3 protein-coding genes (1 of these 3 cut by a window edge) are annotated in these 26,600 nt (G+C 65.6%); all 3 read left to right on the forward strand.

All coding sequences use genetic code 11. The annotated features are described in order from the left end of the window. Tightly spaced (each overlapping or abutting the next), the 3 genes in view from IB266_RS07915 to IB266_RS07925 form a layout consistent with a single transcriptional unit that may run on beyond the window. Complete coding sequence (locus IB266_RS07915; protein WP_192260834.1) at window positions 1-12,552, forward strand: non-ribosomal peptide synthase/polyketide synthase; 12,552 nt, start codon at window positions 1-3, stop codon at window positions 12,550-12,552. Further along, window positions 12,553-23,631: a non-ribosomal peptide synthetase gene (locus tag IB266_RS07920; RefSeq protein ID WP_192260835.1), complete on the forward strand. Its 11,079-nt coding sequence runs from the start codon at window positions 12,553-12,555 to the stop codon at window positions 23,629-23,631. Further along, window positions 23,631-26,600, forward strand: partial view of a non-ribosomal peptide synthase/polyketide synthase gene (locus tag IB266_RS07925; protein WP_225613462.1) — the start only. The gene runs 9,519 nt beyond the window's last position; the window shows 2,970 of its 12,489 coding nt (coding positions 1-2,970); it begins with the start codon at window positions 23,631-23,633; the stop codon falls past the right edge of the window. The genes IB266_RS07920 and IB266_RS07925 overlap by 1 nt, the downstream gene beginning before the upstream one ends.

The following is a 26,600-nucleotide window of genomic DNA, read 5'->3' on the forward strand; positions in this document are numbered from 1 at the left end:
ATGAATGCTGAAGACGCCTTGAAACTTGCTCGCCGGTTTATCGGGTTGCCCCTGGAAAAGCGCCGGATGTTCCTGGCCGCGTTGGACAAGGAGGGCGTGGAGTTCAGCGGTTTTCCCATTCCCCGGGGTGTCGAGGCCGAGGATCGCCAGGCGTTGTCCTATGCCCAGCAGCGCATGTGGTTTCTCTGGCAACTGGAGCCGGGCAGCGGCGCCTACAACCTGCCGGGCGCGGTGCGGCTCAAGGGCGCGTTGAGCCTGCCGGCCCTGGAGCAAGCCTTCGCCAGCCTGGTGGCCCGTCATGAAACCCTGCGCACAGTGTTCCAGCGCCAGGCCGATGACAGCCTGCTGCAAGTCCCCTCCAACACAGCGCTGGCGATCAAGCGCCAGGACTTCAGCGCCTTGCCGGCGGCCGAGCGCGAGCAGGCGGTGCGCCAGGCTGCCGAAGCGCAATCGATGCAGCCTTTCGACCTGTCCAGCGGCCCGTTGCTGCGGGTCGAATTGCTCACCCTCGATGAGCAGGAACATGTGCTGCTGCTGACCTTGCACCACATCGTCTCCGACGGCTGGTCGATGAACGTACTGATCGACGAGTTCATCCGCTGCTACGACGCCCATGAAGCAGGCGTGGCGCCGCAACTGGCCGATTTGCCGATCCAGTACAGCGACTACGCCCTGTGGCAACGCCGCTGGCTGGAAGCTGGCGAGCAGGCGCGTCAACTCGAATACTGGCAGGCGCAATTGGGCGATGAGCATCCCGTGCTGGAACTGCCCATCGATCACCCACGCCCGGCGATGCCGAGCTATCGCGGCACGCGCTTTGAGTTCGCTGTGGAGCCGGCACTGGCCGAGCAACTGCGCGCCACCGCCCAGCAGCACAACATCACCCTGTTCATGCTCCTGCTTGGCGCGTTCAACGTGCTGCTGCATCGCTACACCGGCCACACCGATATCCGCGTCGGCGTGCCCATCGCCAACCGCAACCGCGCCGAAACCGAAGGGTTGATCGGCTTCTTCGTCAACACCCAGGTATTGCGCACCGAGCTCGGCGGCCAGACCCGTGTCGATGAGCTGCTGCGCACGGTCAAGGAAGCCGCCCTCGGCGCCCAGGCCCATCAGGACCTGCCGTTCGAACGGTTGGTGGAAGCCCTGAAACTGGAGCGCAGCCTCAGCCATACACCGCTGTTCCAGGTGATGTACAACCACCAGCCACAAGTGGCCGACATCGCCAGCATCCGCACGGCGTCGGGGCTGGAGTTGTCGATGCTGGAATGGCAGGGTCGCACCACGCAGTTCGACCTGACCCTCGACACCTGGGAAAAGGCCGGCAAACTGCATGCGGCGCTGACCTATGCCAACGATCTGTTTGATGCCGCCACGGTCGAGCGCATGGCCCGGCACTGGACACGGCTGCTGCACGGCATGGTCGCCGACAGCCGCGCACTCGTCGGTGAGTTGCCGCTGCTGGAAGCCGATGAGTACCAGCGCCTGATCCATGACTGGAACCCGGTGGATGCGCCGTTCGACCAGGCGCTGTGCATCCACCAGATGATCGCCCGCCAGGCCCAGGCTACGCCGGATGCACTGGCGGTGACCTTCGCCAACATCCGACTGAGCTACAGCGAACTCGACGGCCGCGCCAATCGCCTGGCCCATAAACTCATCGAATTGGGCGTGGGCCCGGAAGTGCGCGTGGGCGTGGCGATGCCGCGCTCCGAGCACCTGCTGATCGCCTTGCTGGCGGTACTCAAGGCCGGCGGCGCCTACGTGCCGCTGGACCCGGACTACCCGGCCGAGCGCGTGGCCTACATGCTCGACGACAGCCACGCCCGGGTCTTGCTGACCGAACAGGCGGTGGCGGCGACGCTGAACGTACCGGCCGAAACCGCCGTGCTGATGCTGGATCGGATCGAGCTGGGGCAGTACCCACTGGGTGCACCGGTCACCCACGTCACGCCAGACAACCTCGCCTACGTGATCTACACCTCCGGCTCCACCGGTAACCCCAAGGGCGTGGCGATTGCCCATCGCAACGTGCTGGCGCTGATCGATTGGTCCCGATCGGTCTACAGCCGCGACGACATCCAGGGCGTACTCGCCTCAACGTCGGTGTGCTTCGATTTGTCGGTATGGGAACTGTTCGTGACCCTGGCCAACGGCGGCTCGCTGATCATCGCCCGCAATGCCCTGGAGTTGCCGCAATTGCCGGCCCGGGATCAGGTGCGACTGATCAACACCGTGCCCTCGGCGATTGCCGCGTTGCAGCGCAGCGGCGAGATCCCGGCCAGCGTGCGCATCATCAACCTCGCTGGTGAGCCACTGAAGCAAAGCCTGGTGGATGCGCTGTACCAACAATCCTCTTCCTGTGGGAGCGAGCTTGCTCGCGATAGCGGCGGGTCAGATCCCCATGGGCCAACTGACAGGGCGCCATCGCGAGCAAGCTCGCTCCCACAAGGGGTAGAGCATGTCTACGACCTCTACGGCCCCTCGGAAGACACCACCTATTCCACCTGGACCCGGCGCACCGCCGGCGGCACGGCGAACATCGGCCGGCCCCTCAAGCACACCGCCAGCTACCTGCTGGACGCCGACCTGCAACCGGTGCCCCAAGGCGTCTCGGCGGAGCTGTACCTGAGCGGCGCGGGCATCACCCGTGGTTACCTCGGCCGTGCCGCGATGACCGCCGAGAAGTATGTGCCCAACCCGTTTTCCACAACCGGCGAACGCCTGTACCGCACCGGCGACCTGACCCGCTACCAGGCCGACGGCGCCTTGCAATACGTCGGTCGCATCGACCATCAGGTCAAGGTCCGCGGCTTCCGTATCGAACTGGGGGAAATCGAAGCGCGCCTGCTGCAACAACCCCAGGTGCGCGAACTGGCGGTGCTGGCCCAGGACGGCGAGCACGGCCAGCAACTGGTGGCTTTCATCGTCCCGCGCGAGGCTGCGGTGTTGGCCGACGCCGACGCCCAGGTGCAATTGCGCGAAGCCCTCAAGGCCGCTCTGCGTGAACACCTGCCGGACTACATGGTGCCGGCCTACCTGGTGTTCCTCCCACAACTGCCGCTGACTCCCAACGGCAAGCTCGACCGCAAAGCGTTGCCGGCCATTGACGGCAGCGAGCAGCAGCGGGAATTCGTCGCGCCCCACAGCCCCATGGAAAAAGCCCTGGCGGCGATCTGGCAGGACGTGCTGAACCTCGACAGCATCGGCCTGGAAGACAACTTCTTCGAGCTGGGCGGTGATTCCATCGTCTCCATGCAAGTGGTCAGCCGGGCGCGGCAAGTCGGGATCGTGCTCAATCCCAAGGCCCTGTTCCAACACCAGACCCTGCGCAGCCTGGCGCTCGTAGCGCGCCAGGGCGACAGCCAGGCGATCGATCAGGGTCTGGCACGCGGCGCGGTGCCGTTGACGCCGGTGCAGCAGTGGTTCTTCGAGCGCGATATTCCCGAGCGGCAACACTGGAACCAGTCGCTGCTGCTGGTGCCGGGCGAACACCTTGATGCCGTGGCATTGGCCTCGGCCCTGGCCCGCTTGGCTGAGCACCATGACAGCCTGCGCCTGCGCTTTACCCAGGTGAACGGCCAATGGCAGCAAGCCTATGCCGAGCCGTCGGCGGCCAGTGTGTTGTGGCAGCGCCAGGCGACCTCGGTCGAACAACTCAACGCCCTGTGCGACGACGCCCAGCGCAGCCTCGACCTGGAAGACGGGCCACTGTTGCGGGCGTTGCTGGTGGACATGGTCGACGGCAGCCAGCGCTTGTTGCTGGCGATCCATCACCTGGTGGTGGACGGTGTTTCCTGGCGCGTGCTGCTGGACGATCTGCAGCAGTTCTACCGCCAACTGCAGGCCGGCCAGGCGATCCAGGTGCCGGCCAAGACCAGCGCTTATGGACAATGGTCGGCGCACCTGCACGGGCATCTCGATGGCTTCATGGCCAGCCTCGATTACTGGCGTGCCCAGGGTCATGCGCCGGCCGGCAACGGCTTGCCGTGCGATTACCCCGAGCGCCTGCTGCTGGCGTGTGACGAGCGCAAGGTGCAAGTGCGGCTGGACGCCGAACAGACCCGCCAACTGCTGCAACAGGCGCCCAAGGCCTACCGCACCCAGGTCAATGACCTGCTGCTGACGGCCCTGGCCCGTACGGTGTGCCGCTGGACCGGCCAGGACAGCACGCTGATCCAGCTCGAAGGCCATGGCCGTGAAGCGCTGTTCGACGGCGTTGACTTGACCCGTACCGTTGGCTGGTTCACCAGCCTGTTCCCGGTCAGCCTCAGCCCGGTGCCGGCATTGAGTGCGTCGGTCAAGGCCATCAAGGAACAACTGCGCGCCGTGCCGGACAAGGGCCTGGGTTATGGCGTGCTGCGCTACCTGGGCGAACCGGCGGTGCGTGCCGAACTGGCGGCCTTGCCGGCGCCGCGCATCACCTTCAATTACCTGGGCCAGTTCGACCGGCAGTTCGACGACGGCGCGCTGTTTGTTCCCTCTGGTGAAGGCAGTGGCGCGGCGCAACATGCCCGGGCACCGCTGGCGAATTGGTTGACGGTGGAAGGCCAGGTCTATGGCGGCGAGCTGTCCCTGAACTGGGGTTTCAGCGAGCGGATGTTCAAGCAGCAGACCATCGAGACACTGGCCGCTGACTACCTCGCTGAACTGAGGACGTTGATCGAACACTGCTGCGCGCTGGAAACGCCCCAGGCCACGCCATCGGACTTCCCCCTGGCCCGCATCAGCCAGGCGCAACTCGACAGCCTGCCGGTGGCCGCCGGGCAATTGGACGACCTCTATCCACTGTCGCCCATGCAGCAGGGCTTGCTGTTCCACACCTTGTACGAGCAGGCGGCAGGGGAATACATCAACCAGTTGCGCGTGGACGTGCAGGGCCTCGATCCACAGCGCTTCGCCGACGCCTGGCAAGCCACCCTCGACGCCCAGGACATCTTGCGCAGTGGTTTTGTCTGGCAGGGTGATCTCGAGCAACCGTTGCAGATCGTCCATCGCCAGGTCGAGTTGCCCTTCACGGTCCTCGATTGGCGCGGGCACGATCACCTCGCCGAGGCTCTGAATGAATGTGCCGACGCCGAGCGCCGTCAGGGCTTCGACCTGGCCCGGGCACCGTTGCTGCGCCTGGTGCTGGTGCAGACCGAGGCCGAGCGCTGGCACTTGATCTACACCCATCACCACATCCTGATGGACGGCTGGAGCAACGCCCAATTGCTGGGGGAAGTCTTGCAGCGCTACAGCGGTCGCTTGCCCAAGGCCAATGTCGGACGTTACCGCGACTACATCGCCTGGCTGCAACGCCAGGACGCTCAACTGAGCGAGACGTTCTGGACCGGTCAGTTGGCCACCCTGCAAGAGCCGACGCGGTTGGCGCGCGTCATGTCCGCCAGCGAAATCCACAGCGGCCATGGCGATCACTTCCAGACCCTGGACGCGACCCGCACCCAGGCCCTGGAACAGTTCGCCCGCCAACAGAAAGTCACCCTCAACACCCTGGTGCAAGCGGCGTGGCTGTTGCTGCTGCAACGCTACACCGGCCATGACAGCGTCGCCTTCGGTGCCACCGTGGCCGGGCGTCCGGCGGATCTGCCGGGCATCGAGCAACAGGTTGGCCTGTTCATCAACACCTTGCCGGTGATCGCCGCGCCACGTCCGGACCAGTCGGTCGGTGCCTGGCTGCAAGCCGTGCAGGCACAGAACCTGAGCCTGCGGGAGTTCGAGCACACGCCGTTGGCGGACATCCAGCGCTGGGCCGGCCAGGGCGGCGAGGCGCTGTTCGACAACATCCTGGTGTTCGAGAACTACCCGATTGCCCAGGCCCTGGCAGAAGGCGCCGGGCAGGGCGCGGTGTTTGGCGAAGTCAGCCACCTGGAGCAAACCCATTACCCGTTGAGCGTGGCGGTGACCCTCGGCGAGACGCTGGCGCTGCACTACAGTTTCGACCGGGCGCATTTCAGCCCGGCGGCCATCGACGGCATCAGCGCGCAGTTGTTGCAGTTGTTGGAACGCTTCGCCGAGTCGGCGGCGCGCAACCTCGGGCAAATCGCCCTGGTCAGCGCCGAGGAACAGGCCCGGCAACAGGTCGCCAATCATCCGCAGCCGTACCCGACCGACATCGCCGTGCATCAGCGCATCGCCGATCTGGCGGCGCGCAAGCCCGACGCGACGGCGGTGATTTTCGACGGCCAGCGTTTCAGCTATGGCGACCTCGACCGGCGCGCCAACCAGTTGGCCCACGCCTTGATTGCCCGTGGCGTGGCCCCGGAAACCCGGGTTGGCGTGGCCCTGCCGCGCAGCGAAGGGGTGATCGTCGCGCTGCTGGCGGTGCTCAAGGCCGGCGCGGCCTATGTGCCGCTGGACACCAGTTACCCACGGGAACGCCTGGCGTACCTGATCGAGGATTCGGGGCTGGCGTTGTTGCTCACCGATTCCCGTGTCTCGGCACAACTGCCGCTGGAGGGGGCCGCCGAGGTGCTGGAACTCGACCGCCTGGACCTGAGCCTGCAACCGACGAACGCCCCAGCCGTGGGTATCGATCCGCAGAACCTGGCCTACGTGATCTACACCTCCGGCTCCACCGGCAACCCCAAAGGCGTGAGCGTGGCCCACGGTCCGCTGGCGATGCACTGCCAGGCCATCGGTGAACGCTATGAAATGCGCGACAGCGATTGCGAATTCCACTTCATGTCCTTCGCCTTCGACGGTGCCCACGAACGCTGGCTCACCAGTCTGACCCATGGTGCTTCGCTGTTAATCCGCGACGACAGCCTGTGGACCCCGGAACAGACCTACAACGCCATGGCTGAGCACGGCGTGACCGTGGTGGCGTTCCCGCCGGTGTACCTGCAACAACTGGCCGAACACGCCGAGCGCGTGGGCAACCCGCCGAAAGTGCGCATCTACTGCTTCGGCGGCGATGCGGTGCCCAACGCCAGTTTCGAACGGGTCAAGCGCGCCCTCGATCCGGAGTTCATCATCAACGGCTACGGCCCGACCGAAACCGTGGTCACCCCGTTGATCTGGAAGGCCGGCCGCGACGTGGCGTGTGGCGCCGCCTATGCACCCATCGGCAGCCGCATCGGCGACCGCAGCGCCTATGTGCTCGACGCTGACTTGAACCTGCTGCCCCAAGGCATGGCCGGTGAACTGTACCTGGGCGGCACCGGGCTGGCGCGGGGCTACCTGAACCGTCCGGGCCTGACAGCCGAACGGTTTGTCGCCGACCCGTTCAGCCGCAGTGGCGGCTTGCTCTACCGCACCGGCGACCTGGTGCGCCAACGGGTCGATGGCACCTTCGATTACCTGGACCGCATCGACAACCAGGTGAAGATCCGCGGCTTCCGCATCGAACTGGGTGAAGTCGAAGCCAGCCTGCAAGCCCTCGACGGCGTTCGCGAAGCGGTGGTGGTGGCCCAGGAAGGGGCTGCTGGCAGCGGCAAGCGTCTGGTTGCCTATGTGGTGGCCGACGAGTCCGTGGGTGAGGCTTTCGCCGAGCACTTGCGTGACCAGCTCAAGGCGACTTTGCCGGCGCACATGGTCCCGGCTTATCTGCTGCTGCTCGAACGCCTGCCGCTGACCCCCAACGGCAAGCTCGACCGCAAGAACCTGCCCAAGCCCGACGTCAGCCAATTGCAGCGAACCTACGTGGCACCGCGCAGCCCGTTGGAACAGCAACTGGTGTCGATCTGGCAGGACGTGCTCAAGCTCGCGCAAGTGGGCCTGCGGGATAACTTCTTCGAACTGGGCGGCGATTCCATCGTCTCGATCCAGGTGGTCAGCCGTGCTCGCCAGGCCGGTATCCACTTCACTCCCAAGGACTTGTTCCAGCACCAGACCATCGAGGCGCTGGCGGCGGTGGCCCAGACGGGCGCACCGCTGCACGCGATCGACCAACGACCGGTCACCGGCGAAACGGCGCTGCTGCCGATTCACCAGTGGTTCTTCGCCCAGGCGATTCCTGAGCATCATCACTGGAACCAGTCGGTGATGCTCAAGCCGACCCAAGCGCTGGATGCCCAGGCGTTGGAGCAGGCCTTGGATGCCCTGGTCGCGCACCACGACAGCCTGCGCCTGGCCTTCATCGAGCAGGCCGGAGGCTGGACGGCGCGCTACCGTGACGGGGTGGCCGACGGGATTGTCTGGCAAGCCGACGTCGCCGATCTCGCCGCGCTGCAAGCCCTCGGCGATCAGGCCCAGCGCAGCCTGCAACTGGACGGCGGCTCGCTGATCCGCGCGGTGCTGGCGAACCTCGCCGATGGCACCCAGCGTTTGCTGCTGATCGTGCATCACCTGGTGGTCGACGGGGTGTCCTGGCGGATCCTCGTCGAAGACTTGCAGACGGCCTATCGGCAGGCACTGACCGGCGCAACCGTGCAGTTGCCGGCCAAGACCAGCGCGATCAAAGCCTGGACCGAAGCGTTGCAGGGCTATGCCCACAGCGCCTCCCTGCAGGCCGAACTGGGTTTCTGGCAGCAGCAGTTGCAAGGCGTCTCCACGGCGTTGCCATGGGATAACCCCCAGGGTGGGCGGCAACAGGCTCAGGCCATGACTGTCCGCACGTCACTGGACAAGTCCCTCACCCGGCAACTGTTGCAGCAAGCCCCGGCGGCCTATCGCACCCAGGTCAATGACCTGTTGCTCACCGCCCTGGCGCGGGTGATGGTGCGCTGGACTGGCGCTGACAGCGTGGTGGTGCAACTCGAAGGCCACGGTCGCGAAGAACTGTTCGAACACATCGACCTGACCCGCACGGTCGGCTGGTTCACCAGCCTGTTCCCGGCCCGCCTCACACCCGCTGCCGAGCTCGGTGCTTCGCTGAAGCAGATCAAGGAACAGCTGCGCGCCATCCCCCACAAGGGCATCGGTTTCGGTGCCTTGGCGCACCTGGGCGATGCGCCGGCACGGCAAGCGTTGCAGGCCTTGCCGACGCCGCAACTGACCTTCAACTACCTTGGCCAGTTCGACGGCAGTTTCGCGGCGGCTGACGATGCCCTGTTCGTGCCCACCGCCGAGCATGGCGGTGAAGAGCTGAACATGCAGGGCCCGCTGGGCAGTCCGCTGGCGCTGGACGGCAAAGTCTTCGGCGGCGAGCTGGACTTGAGCTGGACCTTCAGCGGCGACCTGTTCAACGCCGCGACCATCCAGCGCCTGGCCGATGACTACCTGCAAGAACTCACCGCGCTCATCCACCATTGCTGCGACAGCCAGCACCGTGGCGTGACGCCGTCGGACTTCCCGCTGGCGCGGCTGTCCCAGGCGCAATTGGACACATTGGTCCGAGACCCTCAGGCTGTCGACGACATCTACCCGCTGTCGCCGATGCAACAAGGCATGCTGTTTCATTCCTTGCTCGGCCACGGCAGTGGCGATTACATCAACCAGATGCGCCTCGACGTCGAGGGCGTCGACCCGCAGCGTTTCCGCGCCGCCTGGCAGGCGGTGGTCGATGCCCATGACATTCTGCGTACCGGGTTCTTCTGGCAGGGCGACTTGGAGCAGCCGGTGCAAATCGTCCAGCGTCAGGTCGAGGTGCCATTCCGTGTGCTCGACTGGAACGGGCGGACGGATATCGACGACGCCTTGCAAACCCTCGCCGATGAAGAGCGGGCCCAAGGTGTGGACCTGACCCAGGCGCCGTTGATGCGCCTGGTGCTGGTGCGCACCGGCACGGATCGGCATCACCTGATCTACACCAACCATCACATCCTGATGGATGGCTGGAGCAGCGCGCAGTTGCTCGGCGAAGTGTTGCAGCATTACCGCGGCGACAGCGTGGCACGCCCGACTGGCCGTTATCGCGATTACATCGCCTGGCTGCAACGCCAGGACGCGAGCCTCGGCGAAGGGTTCTGGACGCAACAGTTGCGCACGCTGGATGAGCCGGTGCGCCTGGCCCAGGTGTTTGCGCGCCCGGCACAGGACGTCTCGGCGACGCTGTACGGCCATCACCGCATGCAGTTGGATGGGATGCAGACCCAACGCCTGGCCGAGTTCGCCCGCGAGGCCAAAGTCACGGTCAACACCCTGGTGCAAGCGGCCTGGCTGTTGCTGTTGCAACGCTACACCGGCAAAGCCAGTGTGGCGTTCGGCGCAACGGTGGCGGGGCGGCCGGCGGACCTGGTGGGCGTCGAGGGCCAGATCGGCCTGTTCATCAACACCTTGCCGGTCATTGCCAGTCCGCGGCCGGAACAGGACCTGGGCGACTGGCTGCACAGCGTCCAGGCGCAGAACCTGGCCTTGCGCGAGTTCGAGCACACGGCGCTGTTCGACATCCAGCGCTGGGCCGGCCTGGGCGGCGAAGCCTTGTTCGACAACATCCTGGTATTCGAGAACTACCCGATTTCCGAAGCCTTGGCACACGGTGCGCCTGAAGGCTTGCGTTTCGGTGCCGTGGACAACCTGGAACAGACCAACTACCCGCTGACCCTGCTGGTCAGCCTCGGTGCCGAGCTGGCGGTGCAGTTCAGCTACCAGTGCGCCCGTTTCACCGAGGCCTCGGTCGAGCAGATCGGCGTGCACCTGCAACGCTTGCTGCTGCAAATGATCGACGCCGGGCAACGGCCCCTGGGCGAACTGGGCTTGCTCGACGAGCGCGAAACCCGCCAGCACGTGCAAGGCTGGAACGCCACCACGGCGGAATATCCCCAGGCGCGCTGCGTCCATCGGCTGTTCGAGGCCCAGGCCCGGCAAACGCCGGATGCCACGGCGCTGGTGTTTGCCGATCAGGTGCTGAGTTATACCGAACTCAATGTCCGGGCCAACCGCCTGGCCCATTGTTTGATCGAGCAGGGCGTGGGGCCCGATCAGTTGGTCGGTGTGGCGCTGGAGCGTGGCGTGGACATGATTGTCGCCTTGCTGGCGATCCTCAAGGCCGGTGGCGCCTACCTGCCGCTGGACCCGGCGTTCCCCCAGGATCGCCTGGCCTACATGATCGAAGACAGCGGTATCGAGCTGCTGCTGACCCAACGTTCATTGCTCAACCAGTTCTGTGGGAGCGAGCTTGCTCGCGATAGCGGTGGTTCAGTCAATGATGATGTTGAAGGTGAGGGCCTCATCGCGAGCAAGCTCGCTCCCACTGGGGGTGGGGTTGGCGTTAATACGTTGGTGTTGGATCAGGAGGGTGGCTGGCTCGACGGTTATGCCGGCGAGGCGCCGGCGACGCGCTTGGATGCGGAGCACTTGGCCTACGCCATCTACACCTCGGGTTCCACCGGCAAGCCCAAGGGCGTGATGGTGCGTCATGAAGCGCTGGTGAACTTTGTCGCCAGCATGGCCCGTGAACCGGGCATCACCGCCCGTGACCGGGTGCTGTCGCTGACCACGTTCTCGTTCGACATCTTCGGCCTGGAACTCTACGGCGCACTGTTGAGCGGTGCCTGTGTGGTGCTGGTGGACAAGCAGAGTGCCCACGACCCCGAGGCGCTGCTCAAGACCATCGACCGGCAACAGGTCAGTGTGGTCCAGGCCACGCCATCGACCTGGCGCATGTTGCTCGACCACCCGGCGTCCGGTTTGTTGGCCGGGCGCAAATGCCTGTGCGGTGGCGAGGCGTTGGCCGAGGACCTGGCCGAGCGGTTGCTCGATGTCGCTGGCGAGGTCTGGAACCTGTATGGCCCGACCGAAACCACCATCTGGTCGGCGGCCTACCGCTTGACTCAAGAGCACCGCGTGCCGTACCTCGGCCGGCCGATTGCCAACACGTCGCTGTACATCGTCGGCGATCATTTCGCGCCGAACCCGGTCGGGCTGATCGGCGAACTGTTGATTGGCGGCGACGGCCTGGCCCGGGGTTACCACCACCGGGCGGCGCTGACCGCCGAGCGATTCCTGCCGGACCCGTTCGGCAATGGCACGCGGGTGTACCGCACCGGTGACCTGGCGCGCCAGCGTGGCGACGGCGTGATCGAGTACATCGGCCGGGTCGACCATCAGGTGAAGATCCGTGGCTTCCGCATCGAACTGGGGGAAATCGAAGCCTGCCTGCTGGCCCAGGAAGCGATCCGCGAAGCCGTGGTGGTGCCACAACCCGGGCCGGGCGGCCTGCAGTTGGTGGCGTACCTGGTGGCCACCGATCCAGAGACTGCCGAACCCACGGCCCTGCGCGAAGCCCTCAAGGCGCAGCTCGCGCCCTTGCTGCCCGACTACATGATGCCGGCGCACTGGCTGCTGCTCGAACGTTTCCCGTTGACCCCCAACGGCAAGCTCGACCGCAAGGCCCTGCCGCTGCCGGACGCCCAGCAACTGCTGCGTGCCTACGTGGCGCCACAAGGCGCGCTCGAACAGGGCATCGCCAACATCTGGCAAGACGTGCTCAAGCTCGAACGGGTAGGGCGCGACGACAACTTCTTTGAACTGGGTGGGCATTCCCTGCTGGCGACGCAAGCGACGGCGCGCCTGCAAATGGAACAGGGCGCCGCAGTGCCCCTGGACTTGCTGTTCAGCACCACGTCCCTGGCCGACTACGCCGCACAACTGGCGGCCCACCTGACCCCTCACTCCAGCGCAGACCTGAGTGAGATGCATGACTTCCTGGCAGACCTGGAGACCCTTTGAATGACTCAGCTCGATAACCTGTCTCTGGTTCAGCGATTCATCCGTTTACCGCTCGCCCAACGGCAAGCGTTCCTGCACAAGCTGCACAGCAAAAACATGAGCCTGGCGACATTGCCGATCCCGGCGATGCGCGACGAGTTCGAGACCCTCGACCTGTCCTACGCCCAGGAGCGCCAGTGGTTCCTCTGGCAACTGGACCGCCACAGCGCGGCCTACCATGTGCCTACGGCGCTGCGCCTGCGCGGCGCCCTCGACCTGCCTGCGCTGCAACGCAGCTTCGACGCCTTGCTGGCCCGTCACGATGTGCTGCGCACGGTGTTCGTCGACAGCGCGCAAGGGCCCCGACAACTGGTGCAGGCACGTTTGAGCTTGGCGATCGAGCCGGTGGTGTTGCTGGACGAGTCCGCGCTCAAAGCCTTGATCGATGACGAAATTGCCGGGCTGTTCGACCTGCAGCAAGGGCCACTGCTGCGGGTCAAGCTGCTGCAACTGGCAGCGGACGACCATGTGCTGGTGCTGACCCAGCACCACATCATTTGCGATGGCGCGTCCGCTCGGATCATGGTCAACGACCTGGTCCAGCTCTATGCCGCCCACCGCAGCGGTCAGGCGCCGACCCTGGCAGCCTTGCCGATCCAATACGCCGACTATGCGATCTGGCAGCGCAAATGGATGGAGGCCGGTGAGCTGGAGCGGCAACTGGCCTACTGGACCGAACGGCTGGGCGATGGCGGCGAAGTCCTGCCGTTGCCAACGGACCGCCCGCGCCCGGCGGTACAGAGCCATCGCGGCGCACGCCTGGACTTGCGCTTCGACGCCGGGCTGACCCAGGGCCTGAAACACCTGGCCCAGCGCGAAAGCTCGACGCTGTTCATGGTCTTGCTGGCGTCGTTCCAGGCCTTGTTGCACCGCTACAGCGGCCAGTCGGACATCCGCGTCGGCGTGCCGGTCGCCAACCGCAACCGCCCGGAAACCGAGGGCCTGATCGGCTTTTTCGTCAACACTCAGGTGCTCAATGCCCAGGTGCAGGGCGACCTGCCTTTCGAGCAATTGCTGGCCCAGGTCAAGCAGGCTTCGCTGGGGGCGCAAGCCCATCAAGACCTGCCGTTCGAGCAGTTGGTGCAGGCACTGGCGCCGCAGCGACAGGCGAGCCACAGCCCGCTGTTCCAGGTGATGTTCAACCACCAGAGCAGCGGCGCGGCTCAAGCCCTGCAATTGCCGGGGTTGCAGGTCGAGAGCCTGGATTGGCGTTCCCACACCGCCCAGTTCGACTTGACCCTCGACACCCACGAGACCGACGGTGAGCTGGCCGCGTCCCTGAGCTACGCCACCGACCTGTTCGACGCCAGCACCGTGCAACACATGGCCGAACACTGGCTGAACCTGCTGCACGGCATCGTCGCCGATCCCCGCCAACGCATCGGTGAACTGCCGCTGCTGACGGCCACCGAGCAACAGCAACACATCGCCCAATGGAACCCGGCGCCGAACAGCTTCCCGGGCGAGGCGTGCCTGCATCAGCGCATTGCCGAACAGGCGCGTTTGCGTCCCGATGCCATCGCCTTGCGTTGCAACGCCCAAACCCTGACCTACGGCGAGCTCAACGCCCAGGCCAACCGCCGCGCCCATCAGTTGATCGCCCACGGCGTCGGCCCGGATGTGCGGGTGGGATTGGCCGCCGAGCGCGGTTTCGACATGCTGGTGGGGCTGCTGGCGATCCTCAAGGCCGGCGGTGCCTATGTGCCGCTGGACCCGACTTATCCCCAGGATCGTCTGGCCTACATGATGCAGGACAGCGGCATCCGCTTGCTGCTGACCCAAGCGGCCCTGGTCGATCAATTGCCAGTGCCGGATGGCGTGCAGACGCTGCTGTTGGACGCCGACGTCAGCGCCTTCGCCGACAGTGATCCGCACGTAGTGATGGACGCGGCGAACCTCGCCTACGTGATCTACACCTCCGGTTCCACCGGCAACCCGAAGGGCACCTTGCTGCCGCACCACAACGTGCTACGCCTGTTCGAGGCCACCGAGCCGTGGTTCCAGTTTGGTCCGCAGGATGTCTGGAGCCTGTTCCATTCCTACGCGTTCGACTTTTCGGTGTGGGAAATCTTCGGAGCCTTGCTCCACGGTGGCGAACTGTTGATCGTGCCCTACGACGTCAGCCGTTCGCCGCAGCAGTTCCACGAACTGCTCTGTGAGGCCGGGGTGACCGTGCTCAACCAGACGCCCTCGGCGTTCAAGCAATTGATGCATGAGGCCTGCGCCGACTCACGAAGCAACGCCCTGCGCTACGTGGTGTTCGGCGGCGAGGCACTGGACGTCAAGGCCCTGCGCCCGTGGTTCGAAAAGTACGGCGATGCGGCCCCGCAATTGATCAACATGTACGGCATCACCGAAACCACCGTGCACGTGACCTACCGTCCGCTGTCGCTGGCGGACCTGGAACAGGACGCCAGCAGCCCCATCGGCGAGCCGATTGCCGACCTGTCGTGGTACCTGCTGGACGGCGACCTCAACCCCGTGCCGAAAGGCTGCATCGGTGAGCTGTACGTCGGTCGCGCCGGCCTGGCCCGGGGTTACCTGAATCGTGGCGACCTCACTGCGCTGCGTTTCATCCCCGATCCGTTCGGCGACAGCGGCGCACGCTTGTACCGCACCGGCGACCTGGCGCAGTACCGCAGCGATGGCGTCATCGAGTACGTCGGCCGCATCGACCATCAAGTGAAAATCCGCGGGTTCCGCATTGAGTTGGGCGAGATCGAAGCGCGCCTGAACGCCCTGGCGGCGGTGCGTGAAGCGCTGGTACTGGCCCAGGAAGGGCCGAGCGGCCAGCAACTGGTGGGCTATGTAATCCCGGCAGATCCCCGCGAGGAGCAAGCCGGTTTGCGTGACCGGATCAAGGCCCAGCTCAAGGCCGATCTGCCGGACTACATGGTGCCGACGCACCTGCTGTTCCTCGAGCAATGGCCGCTGACCGCCAACGGCAAGCTCGACCGCAAGACCTTGCCGAGCGCCGACACCAGCCAGGTCCAGCAGGACTACGTGGCGCCGCAAAGTGAACTGGAACAACAGATCGCGGTGATCTGGCAAGACGTGCTCAAGGTGGAGCGGGTAGGGCTTAGCGATAACTTCTTCGAACTGGGCGGCCATTCGCTGCTGGCGACACAGATGGTCTCGCGCATTCGCCAGGCCCTCGGCCTGAACCTGCAACTGCGCCAGTTGTTCGAGAACGCCAGCCTTGAGGCCTGTGTGGCCGCGCTGGTGGACAGCGACGTGGCGCGGCCGGCGAGCATCCCGCGTCTTTCCCGGGACCAGCCGCAACGGCCACTGTCCTACGCCCAGCAACGCCAGTGGTTCCTCTGGCAGATGGAGCCCCACAGCGCGGCGTACCACATTCCGGCGGCGCTGCGGATTCAGGGCGCCCTGGACCTGCCGGCCTTGCAACAGAGTTTCGCCGCCCTGGTGCAGCGCCACGAGAGCCTGCGCACCACCTTCGTCCAGGTCGATGAGCAAGCGTTCCAAGTCATTCACGGGCAGATGAACCCGGTGGTGATTCCGCAGGTTCTCGACGGCGACAATGAACAGATCCAGGCCTTTGTCCGCCAGCAGATCGCCCAGCCATTCGACCTGCAAAACGGCCCGCTGCTGCGGGTCGGCCTGCTGCGGGTGGGGGCCGACGAGCATGTGCTGGTGCTGACCCAACACCACATCGTCTCCGATGGCTGGTCGATGCAATTGCTGGTGCAGGAGCTGATCCAGGGTTATGCCGCGTACAGCCAGGGTGAGTCCCCAGCATTGGCCGAGCTGCCGATCCAGTATGCCGATTACGCGGTGTGGCAGCGTCAATGGATGGACGCCGGCGAGCGGGAAAGACAACTGGCGTACTGGACCGATGTGCTGGGGGGCGAGCAGCCGTTGCTGGCGCTGCCCAGCGACCGGCCGCGCCCGACCCGGCAGAGCTTTGCCGGTGCACGCCTGGCTATCGACCTGCCCCAGGCCCTGGGCCAACAGCTGCGACAACTGGCCCAGCGCGAAGGCAGCACGTTGTTCATGGTCTTGCTGGCGTCGTTCCAGGCCTTGTTGCATCGCTACAGCGGCCAGTCGGACATTCGTGTCGGTGTGCCGATCGCCAACCGCAACCGAGTGGAAACCGAAGGGCTGATCGGCTTTTTCGTCAACACCCAGGTGCTCAAGGCCGAGGTCGATCCGCAGCAGCGTTTCAGTGCGTTGCTGGCGCAGGTCAAACAGGCGGCCATCGGCGCCGAGGCCCATCAGGACCTGCCGTTCGAGCAACTGGTCGAGGCGCTGCGGCCTGAGCGCAACCTGAGCCACAGCCCGTTGTTCCAGGTGCTGTACAACCACCAGAGCGTTGCTCGCCAGGCACTGCCGGCGCTGCCCGGGCTGGTCATCAAGGCCCAGGACTGGGAAAGCCAGACCGCCCAGTTCGACCTGACCCTCGACACCCTGGAAGCCGAGGGTGAACTCGGTGCGGCGCTGACCTATGCCACTGACTTGTTCGACGCCAGTACTGTGCAACGCCTGGCCGAACACTGGCTGAACCTGCTGCACGGCATCGTCGCCGATCCCCGCCAACGCATCGGTGAACTGCCGCTGCTGACGGCCACCGAGCAACAGCAACACATCGCCCAATGGAACCCGGCGCCGAACAGCTTCCCGGGCGAGGCCTGCCTGCATCAGCGCATCGCCGAACAGGCGCGCTTGCGTCCTGACTCCGTTGCTCTGCGTTGCAACGCCCAAACCCTGACCTACGGCGAGCTCAACGCCCAGGCCAACCGCCGCGCCCATCAGTTGATCGCCCACGGCGTCGGCCCGGATGTGCTGGTGGGATTGGCCGCCGAGCGCGGTTTCGACATGCTGGTGGGTCTGTTGGCGATCCTCAAGGCCGGCGGTGCCTATGTGCCGCTGGACCCGACTTATCCCCAGGATCGTCTGGCCTACATGATGCAGGACAGCGGCATCCGCTTGCTGCTGACTCAAGCGGCCCTGGTCGATCAATTGCCAGTGCCGGACGGCGTGCAGACGCTGCTGTTGGACGCCGACGTCAGCGCCTTCGCCGACAGCGATCCATGGGTGGCGATGGATGCTGCGAACCTCGCCTACGTGATCTACACCTCCGGTTCCACCGGCAACCCGAAGGGCACCTTGCTGCCGCACCACAACGTGCTGCGCCTGTTCGAGGCCACCGAGCCGTGGTTCAACTTCGGCGCGCAGGATGTCTGGAGCCTGTTCCATTCCTACGCGTTCGACTTCTCAGTGTGGGAAATCTTCGGTGCGTTGCTGCACGGCGGCGAGTTGTTGATCGTGCCCTACGACATCAGCCGTTCACCGCAGCAGTTCCACGAACTGCTCTGTGAGGCCGGGGTGACCGTGCTCAACCAGACGCCCTCGGCATTCAAGCAGTTGATGCACGAGGCTTGCGCCGATGACCGGGCCAACGCCCTGCGCTACGTGGTGTTCGGCGGCGAGGCCCTGGACGTCAAGGCCCTGCGCCCGTGGTTCGACAAGTACGGCGACGCGGCTCCGCAATTGATCAACATGTACGGCATCACCGAAACCACCGTGCACGTGACCTACCGTCCGCTGTCGCTGGCGGACCTGGTGCAGGACGCCAGCAGCCCGATTGGCGAGCCGATTGCCGACCTGTCGTGGTACCTGCTGGACGGCGACCTCAACCCCGTGCCGAAAGGCTGCATCGGTGAGCTGTACGTCGGTCGTGCCGGCCTGGCCCGGGGTTACCTGAACCGTGGCGACCTCACTGCGTTGCGTTTCATCCCCGATCCGTTCGGCGACAGCGGCGCACGCTTGTACCGCACCGGCGACCTGGCGCAGTACCGCAGCGATGGCGTGATCGAGTACGTCGGCCGCATCGACCATCAAGTGAAAATCCGTGGGTTCCGCATCGAACTGGGCGAAATCGAAGCGCGCCTGAACGCCCTGGCGGCGGTGCGTGAAGCGCTGGTGTTGGCCCAGGAAGGGCCGAGCGGCCAGCAACTGGTGGCTTACGTCATCCCGGCCCACGCCACCGAAGACCCCGCTGGCCTGCGCGAGCAGCTCAAGGCCCAGCTCAAGGCCGACCTGCCGGACTACATGGTGCCGACGCACCTGCTGTTCCTCGAGCAATGGCCGCTGACCGCCAACGGCAAGCTCGACCGCAAGGCCTTGCCGAGCGCCGACGCCAGCCAGGTCCAGCAGGACTATGTGGCACCGCAAAGTGAACTGGAGCAACAGATCGCGGCGATCTGGCAGGACGTGCTCAAGGTCGAACGGGTTGGTCTGAGCGACAACTTCTTCGAGTTGGGCGGCGACTCGATTGTCTCCATCCAGGTGGTCAGCCGCGCCCGTCAGGCGGGCATCCGTTTTACTCCCAAGGACTTGTTCCAGCACCAGACTGTGCAGACGCTGGCGAGCGTCGCCCAGACCGGTGGACAGGCGCCGGGCATCGATCAGGCGCCGAGCCAAGGGTCGACGCCACTGTTGCCGATCCAGCAGGCGTTTTTCGCCGAGGCGATTCCCGAGCGTCACCACTACAACCAGTCGGTGTTGCTGAAACCGGCCAGCCCGTTGCAAGCATCCGTGGTGGAGCAGGCCTTGCAGGCGTTGGTGCTGCACCACGACGCCTTGCGTTTGTCCTTCAATGAAAGCGCCGAAGGTTGGCGCGCCGAGCACCGTGAGGTGCCCGCGCAACAACAGGCTTGGGCGGACAAGGGTTTGCTGTGGCAGCGTGAGGTGGCCGATGCCAGCGCGTTGGAAACCCTCGCCAATCAGGCCCAGCGCAGCCTCGACCTGCATGCAGGGCCACTGTTGCGCGGCGTCCTGGCGACCTTGGCCGATGGCAGCCAGCGCCTGTTGCTGGTGGTTCATCACCTGGCGGTGGACGGCGTGTCGTGGCGGATTCTGTTCGACGACCTGCAAACCGCCTACCAGCAGCTGCTCGCCGGCCAAGCGCTGCAACTGCCGGCCAAGACCAGTTCGGTCAAGGTGTTTGCCGAGCAGTTGCAGGCCCATGCGCGTAGTGCGCAACTGCAGCAGCAATTGGCCTACTGGCAAGGGCAACTGTGCGATGCGCCGACCGACCTGCCGTGTCTCGACCCCGAAGCGACCGGGCAAAACCGCGAGGCCGTCACCGTTCACACGCGACTGGATGCGCACTTGACCCGGCAGTTGCTGCAAGAGGCGCCAGCGGCCTATCGCACCCAGGTCAATGACCTGTTGCTCACAGCCCTGGCCCGGGTGATCTGCCGCTGGACCGGCCACGACAGCCTGTTGCTCCAGCTCGAAGGCCATGGCCGCGAAGAGCTGTTCGCCAATGTCGACCTCACGCGCACGGTGGGGTGGTTCACCAGCCTGTTCCCGGTCCGGTTGTCGCCGGCCGTGGAGCTGGCGGATTCGATCAAGTCGATCAAGCAAGGGCTGCGGACGATTCCCGACAAAGGCGTGGGCTTCGGTGCCCTGCGTTACCTGGGCGACGACGCCAGTCGGGCGGCCCTGGAGGCGTTGCCGGTGCCGCGCATCACCTTCAATTACCTCGGCCAGTTCGACGGCAGTTTCGATCAGGCCCAAGGTGCCTTGTTCAGCCCGGCCAGCGAAAGCGCCGGCGACGAGCAAAGCCCGCTGGCCACCCTGGGCAATTGGCTCACGCTCAACGGTCAAGTGTTCGATGGCGCGTTGCGGTTGGGCTGGACGTTCAGTGCGCAACAGTTCGAACCGGCGACCATCCAGGGCTTGGCCGATGACTACGCCCGTGAGCTGGCGCTGTTGATCGCCCATTGCTGCGACCCGACGAGCCAGGGCATGACGCCGGCGGATTTCCCCCTGGCCGGCCTGACCCAGGCACAACTCGATGGCCTGGCGTTGTCGGCACGCGGGGTGGAAGACCTTTACCCACTGGCGCCGATGCAGCAGGGCATGTTGTTCCACAGCCTGTACGAAGCGGGCAGCGGCCAGTACATCAACCAGATGTGCCTGGACATCGAAGGCCTCGATCCACGGCGTTTCGAGGCAGCCTGGCAAGCGGCGGTCGATGCCCATGACAGCCTGCGCAGCAGTTTTATCTGGCAGGGCAGCGAGCGCCCGGTGCAAGTGGTGCACAAGCAGGTGCGCGTGCCGTTCACCTCGCTGGACTGGAGCGCCCGTGCCGATGTCGGCCAGGCCCTGGCCGAACTGGCGGACGCCGAGCGCGAGCAGGGCTTCGACCTGGCCTGCGCGCCGTTGCTGCGCCTGGTGCTGGTGCGCACCGCTGAGCAGCGTTATCACCTGATCTACACCCATCACCACATCCTGATGGACGGCTGGAGCAACTCCCAGTTGCTCGGCGAGGTGCTGCAACGCTACGACGGCCAGGCCTTGCCACGCCCGGCCGGGCGGTATCGGGACTACATCGCCTGGCTGCAAGGCCGCGACGCCCAGGCCAGCGAAACCTTCTGGCTGGCGCAATTGCACAGCCTGGAGGCGCCGACCCGTCTGGCCGAGACCCGTGTCGCTCCGCTGCAATCGACGGCGGAAAGCAGCCACGCCAGCCACTATCACGACCTGACGCCCCAGCAGACCCAACGCCTGAGCGAGTTTGCCCGCCAGCAGAAAGTCACCCTCAACACCGTCGTCCAGGCGACCTGGCTGTTGCTGCTGCAGCACTACACCGGGCACGCCACCGTGGCCTTCGGCGCCACCGTGTCGGGACGTCCGAGCGAGCTCAAGGGGGTTGAGCAGCAGATCGGCCTGTTCATCAACACCTTGCCGGTGATCGCCAGTCCGCGCCCGGAGCAGGCGGTGAGCGCACTGCTGCAACAGATCCAGGGCCAGAACGTGGCCTTGCGCGAGCACGAGCACACGCCGCTGTTCGAGATCCAGCGCTGGGCCGGGCAGGGCGGTGACGGTTTGTTCGACACCTTGCTGGTGTTCGAAAACTACCCCGTGTCCCAAGCCCTGCAAGAGCAGGCGCCCTCGGGCTTGAGCTTCGGCAGCGTGGCCAGCCAGGAACAGACTAATTTCCCGTTGACCCTGGCCGTCAATCTAACTGACATCCTGAGCCTGCACTTCACCTATGCCCATGCTGCTTTCCCTACACACACCGTCGAGCGCCTGTCTGAGCAGGTGGCACACGTGCTCGCGCAGATGGTGAGCCTGCCGGCCGGCGGTTGCGTGGGCGATATCCAATTGCTGGACACGGTGGCCCGTGCCAGGCTGCTGCACGACTGGAACGCCACCTCGGTGGTGGAACCGCCTCGGCGCCCGGTCCATCAATGGGTCGAGGCCCAGGTCCGAAGCACCCCCGACGCGGTCGCCCTGGTCAGCGAGCAGGAGACGCTCACCTACGCCCAGCTCAATGCCCGGGCCAATCGCCTGGCCCATGGCTTGATCGAGCGCGGCATCGGCCCGGACGTGCTGGTGGGCCTGGCGCTGTCGCGCAGCGTGCAGATGGTCGTCGGCTTGCTGGCGGTGCTCAAGGCCGGCGGCGCCTATGTGCCACTGGACCCGGCCTATCCCCGGGATCGCCTGGCGTACATGGTCGAGGACAGCGGCATCGCCTTGCTGCTCACCGAGACCGATGTGCTGCCGCTGTTCGGCGACGCTGCCGTGAACGCGCTGCTGTTGGATCAGCCTGGGCAATGGCTGGCCGGCTACAGCGAGCGCGACCCAGGCGTGGCCATCGACGGCGATCACCTCGCTTATGTGATTTACACCTCCGGCTCCACTGGCAAGCCCAAGGGCGTGACCCTTCGCCATGCCGCCCTGAGCAACCACATGGCGTGGATGCAGGGTTGCCTGAAACTGACGGCCGCCGACCGCGTCCTGCAAAAAACCGCGATCAGTTTCGATGCCTCGGTCTGGGAGTTCTGGCTGCCGTTGATGAGTGGCGCGCAACTGGTGCTCGCCAGCCCGCACCTGAACCTCGACCTGACCACCCTCTGGGCCGACGTGGCGCGGTGGCGCATCAGCGTGCTGCAAATGGCGCCCTCGCTGTTGCAGGCCTTGCTGCCACTGGCGACCCGCGCGCAACTGGCCTCCCTGCGCCTGCTGCTGTGCGGTGGCGAAGCCCTCAGCGTGCACCTGTCGCGCCAGGTCATGGCGCTGTTCGATGGCGAACTGCGCAACCTGTATGGCCCGACCGAAGCGACCATCGACACCAGCAGCCATGCCGTGGTGCGTGGCAGCGAAGACGACGCCGAGCGGATCATCGCCATTGGCCGTCCCATCGATAACGTGCGCACCTACGTGCTGGACGCGGCGTTGCAGCCTTGCGCCGTGGGCGCCGTCGGCGAGTTGCACATCGCCGGTGATTCCCTGGCCCGTGGTTACCACCAACGACCGGCACTGAGCGCCGAGCGCTTCATTCCCGATCCGTTCGCGCCAGCCCCGGGCGGCCGCCTGTATCGCACCGGTGACCTGGCCCGTTATGGCGCCGACGGGGTGATCGAGTACCTCGGCCGGATCGACCACCAGGTGAAGATCCGTGGCCTGCGTATCGAGTTGGGGGAAATCGAAGCGCGCCTGCAGGCCGATGCCGATGTGCGCGATGCGGTGGTGCTGGCGCGGGACGACGTGAGCGGGCCGAACCTGGTGGCCTATCTGGTCGGCCAGGACAGCCTTCTTGACCAGGGCAGCCTGGGCGACCGACTCAAGGCGCGACTGGCGGCCCAGGTGCCGGACTTCATGGTGCCAACCCATTGGGTCTTCCTCGACCGCTTGCCGCTGACCCCCAACGGCAAGCTCGATCGCAAGGCCTTGCCGGCACCGGACACCCGTGCCCTGCAGCCGGCATACCTGGCACCGCAGAGCGACCTCGAATGCCGGGTCGCGGCCATCTGGCAAGACGTGCTCAAGGTCGAGCAGGTCGGGCTTGGCGACGATTTCTTCGAGCTGGGCGGGCATTCGCTGCTGGTGGTGAGCGTGGTCTCGCGCCTGCAACTGGAACTGGGCCTGACCTTGACCCCGCAACTGATTTTCCAATTCCCGGTACTCGGCGCGTTCGTGGCGCAACTCGAGCCTGCCGGCGAACCCATGAGTACGTCGAAATTGAGCAAGCTTGAAGCGCTGCTCGATGAATTTGAGGAGGTTTGATGGACACCGCTGTCGCACAACGTATTGCCAGGCGCTTCATAACGCTGCCGCTGGAAAAACGTCGCTTGTACTTGCAGAAGATGCTCGAAGAGAACGTTTCCCCGGCGAACCTGCCGATCCCGCCTGTCAGTGCCGAGTTCGACACACTGTCGTTGTCTTTTGCCCAGGAGCGCCAATGGTTCCTCTGGCAGTTGGACCCTGACAGCGCGGCCTACCACATGCCCACGGCCCTGCGCTTGCGCGGGCCGCTGGACATCGTTGCGCTGGAACAGAGTTTCACCGCGTTGGTGGCCCGGCACGAGAGCCTGCGCACCACCTTTCAGACCCATGGCGAGCAGGTCGTGCAGCAGGTACATGCGGCGGCACCAGTGCGTTTGCAGGCAGACACCTTGGAGCAGTTGCCGGACGAGACGCAGCTGCGCCAGTTGATCGAAGGGGAAACCCGCCAGCTCTTCGACCTGCAACAGGGGCCGCTGCTGCGCACGCGCCTGCTGCGGTTGGCGGCGGATGATCACGTACTGATCGTGACCTTGCACCACATCGTGGCCGATGGCTGGTCGATGCAGGTGATGGTCGAGGAACTGGTCAACGGCTACGCCGCCTTCAGCCAGGGCCGCGCGCCGCAATTGCCGGCGCTGCCGATCCAGTACACCGACTACGCCATCTGGCAGCGGCACTGGATGGAAGCGGGCGAGCGCGAGCGTCAGTTGGAATACTGGACCGCACGCCTGGGCGGCCAGCAACCGGTGCTGGAACTGCCGACCGATTTCCCGCGTCCGGCGGTGATGAGCTATCGCGGCGCGCGGCTGGAACTGGCCATCGACGCGGCACTGGCCGGCGATCTCAAGCACATGGCCCAGCGCGAAGGCGTCAGCCTGTTCATGCTCCTGCTGGCCTCGTTCCAGGCGCTGCTGCATCGCTACAGCGGCCAGAACGATATTCGCGTCGGCGTGCCGACGGCCAACCGCAACCGGGTCGAGACCGAGCGGCTGATCGGCTTTTTCGTCAACACCCAGGTGCTCGACAGCGATGTCCAGAGCCAGGATTCGTTTGGCGCCTTGCTGCAACAAGTGAAGCAGACAGCCTTGGGCGCCCAGGCTCACCAGGAGCTGCCGTTCGAGCAACTGGTCGAGGCGTTGCAGCCTGAGCGCAACCTGAGCCACAGCCCGCTGTTCCAAGTGATGTTCAACCACCGGACCCAAGGCCCGGCGGGCGAGGGGCCGGTCGGTGCGTTGAAAGTCGAGGAACTGCGCTGGGATTCGCACACGGCGCAATTCGACCTGACCCTGGAAACCGTGGAGCACAGTGAAGGGCTTTCGGCAGGGCTGATCTATGCCACCGACCTGTTTGGCGCCGAGACGATTGCGCGCATGGGCGGGCATTGGCAGAACCTGTTGCGGGCGATCGTGGCCAACCCGGCGCAGCGCATCGGTGAATTGCCGTTGCTCGACGCGGCCGAGCGTCAGGCCCAGCTCGACAACGGCCAGCGCACCCCGACGCCGGCGCCCGAGGCGGGTTTTGTTCATCAACTGTTCGAAAGACAAGCGGCGCGTACCCCGGACGCCCCGGCACTGGTGATCGACGGCGAGCGCTGGAGCTACGGCCAACTCAATGCCCGGGCCAATCAGTTGGCGGGCAAGCTGCAAAGCCTCGGCGTGAGGCCCGATGTCCTGGTGGGCATTGCCGTGGAACGCAGCGCGCACATGCTGGTGGGCCTGCTGGCGATCCTCAAGGCCGGCGGCGCCTACCTGCCGCTGGACCCGGCGTTCCCCCAGGACCGCCTGGCCTACATGATCGAAGACAGCGGCATCGAGCTGCTGCTGACCCAAAGTTCACTGCTCGACCAGCTACCGCTGTCCTGTGGGAGCGAGCTTGCTCGCGATAGCGGTGGTTCAGTCAATATTGATGTTGGCGGTGAGGGCCTCATCGCGAGCAAGCTCGCTCCCACAGGGGGCGGTGGTGGTGTGAATACGTTGGTGTTGGACCAGGAGGGTGACTGGCTCGACGGCTATGCCTGCGACGCGCCGGCGCCGCGCCTGGATGCGGAGCATCTGGCCTACGCGATCTACACCTCCGGCTCCACCGGCAAGCCCAAGGGTGTGATGGTGCGCCACGGCGCGCTGACCAACTTCGTCGCGAGCATGGCCCAGGCGCCGGGCATGACGGCCCAGGACCGGGCGTTGTCGCTGACCACGTTCTCGTTCGATATTTTCGGCCTGGAAATCTACGTGCCGCTGATGGTCGGCGCGTGCATCGTGCTGACCGGCCAGCACGTCGCCCAGGACCCGTACGCGGTGTTGGCGCTGATCGCGGCCGAGCAGGTCAACGTGGTGCAGGCCACGCCGTCGACCTGGCGCATGTTGCTGGACAACGAGCACGCCCAGGGTTTGCGCGGCTGCAAATGCCTGTGCGGTGGCGAGGCGCTGCCCCAGGAACTGGCCGTGCGCATGCTCGCCCTCGGCGGTGAAGTGTGGAACCTCTACGGCCCGACGGAAACCACCATCTGGTCGGCCTTGCACCCGTTGCAAACCCAGGCCGCGCAACCCTGGCTGGGCGGGCCTATCGACAACACGGCGCTGTACATTGTGGGCGCCGACCTGATGCCGGTGCCCTATGGCGTGGCCGGTGAATTGCTGATCGGCGGCCAGGGTCTGGCCCGTGGTTATTTCCAGCGTCCGGCGCTGACCGCCGAACGTTTCGTGCCCCATCCGTTTGTCGCCGGCGAGCGCCTGTATCGCACCGGTGACCTGGCGCGCCAGCGGGCCGACGGCATCCTCGAATACCTCGGGCGCATCGACCATCAGGTGAAGATTCGCGGGTTCCGCATCGAACTGGGCGAAATCGAAGCGCGCCTGCTGGAACAGGACAGCGTGCGCGAAGCGGCGGTGCTGGCCCAGGAGGCACCGGGCGGCCAAGCGCTGGTGGCGTACATCGTTCCAACCGCCGAACTGAATGACCTGGATGCCGGC

The sequence above is a fragment of the Pseudomonas sp. Pdm06 genome (assembly GCF_014851795.1).
GTDB lineage: Bacteria > Pseudomonadota > Gammaproteobacteria > Pseudomonadales > Pseudomonadaceae > Aquipseudomonas > Aquipseudomonas fluorescens_AA.

Bases quoted from the DNA above. Each gene is read 5' to 3' on its own strand.
- IB266_RS07915 (WP_192260834.1), top strand. From the start codon at position 1: ATGAATGCTGAAGACGCCTTGAAACTTGCTCGCCGGTTTATCGGGTTG.
- IB266_RS07920 (WP_192260835.1), top strand. From the start codon at position 12,553: ATGACTCAGCTCGATAACCTGTCTCTGGTTCAGCGATTCATCCGTTTA.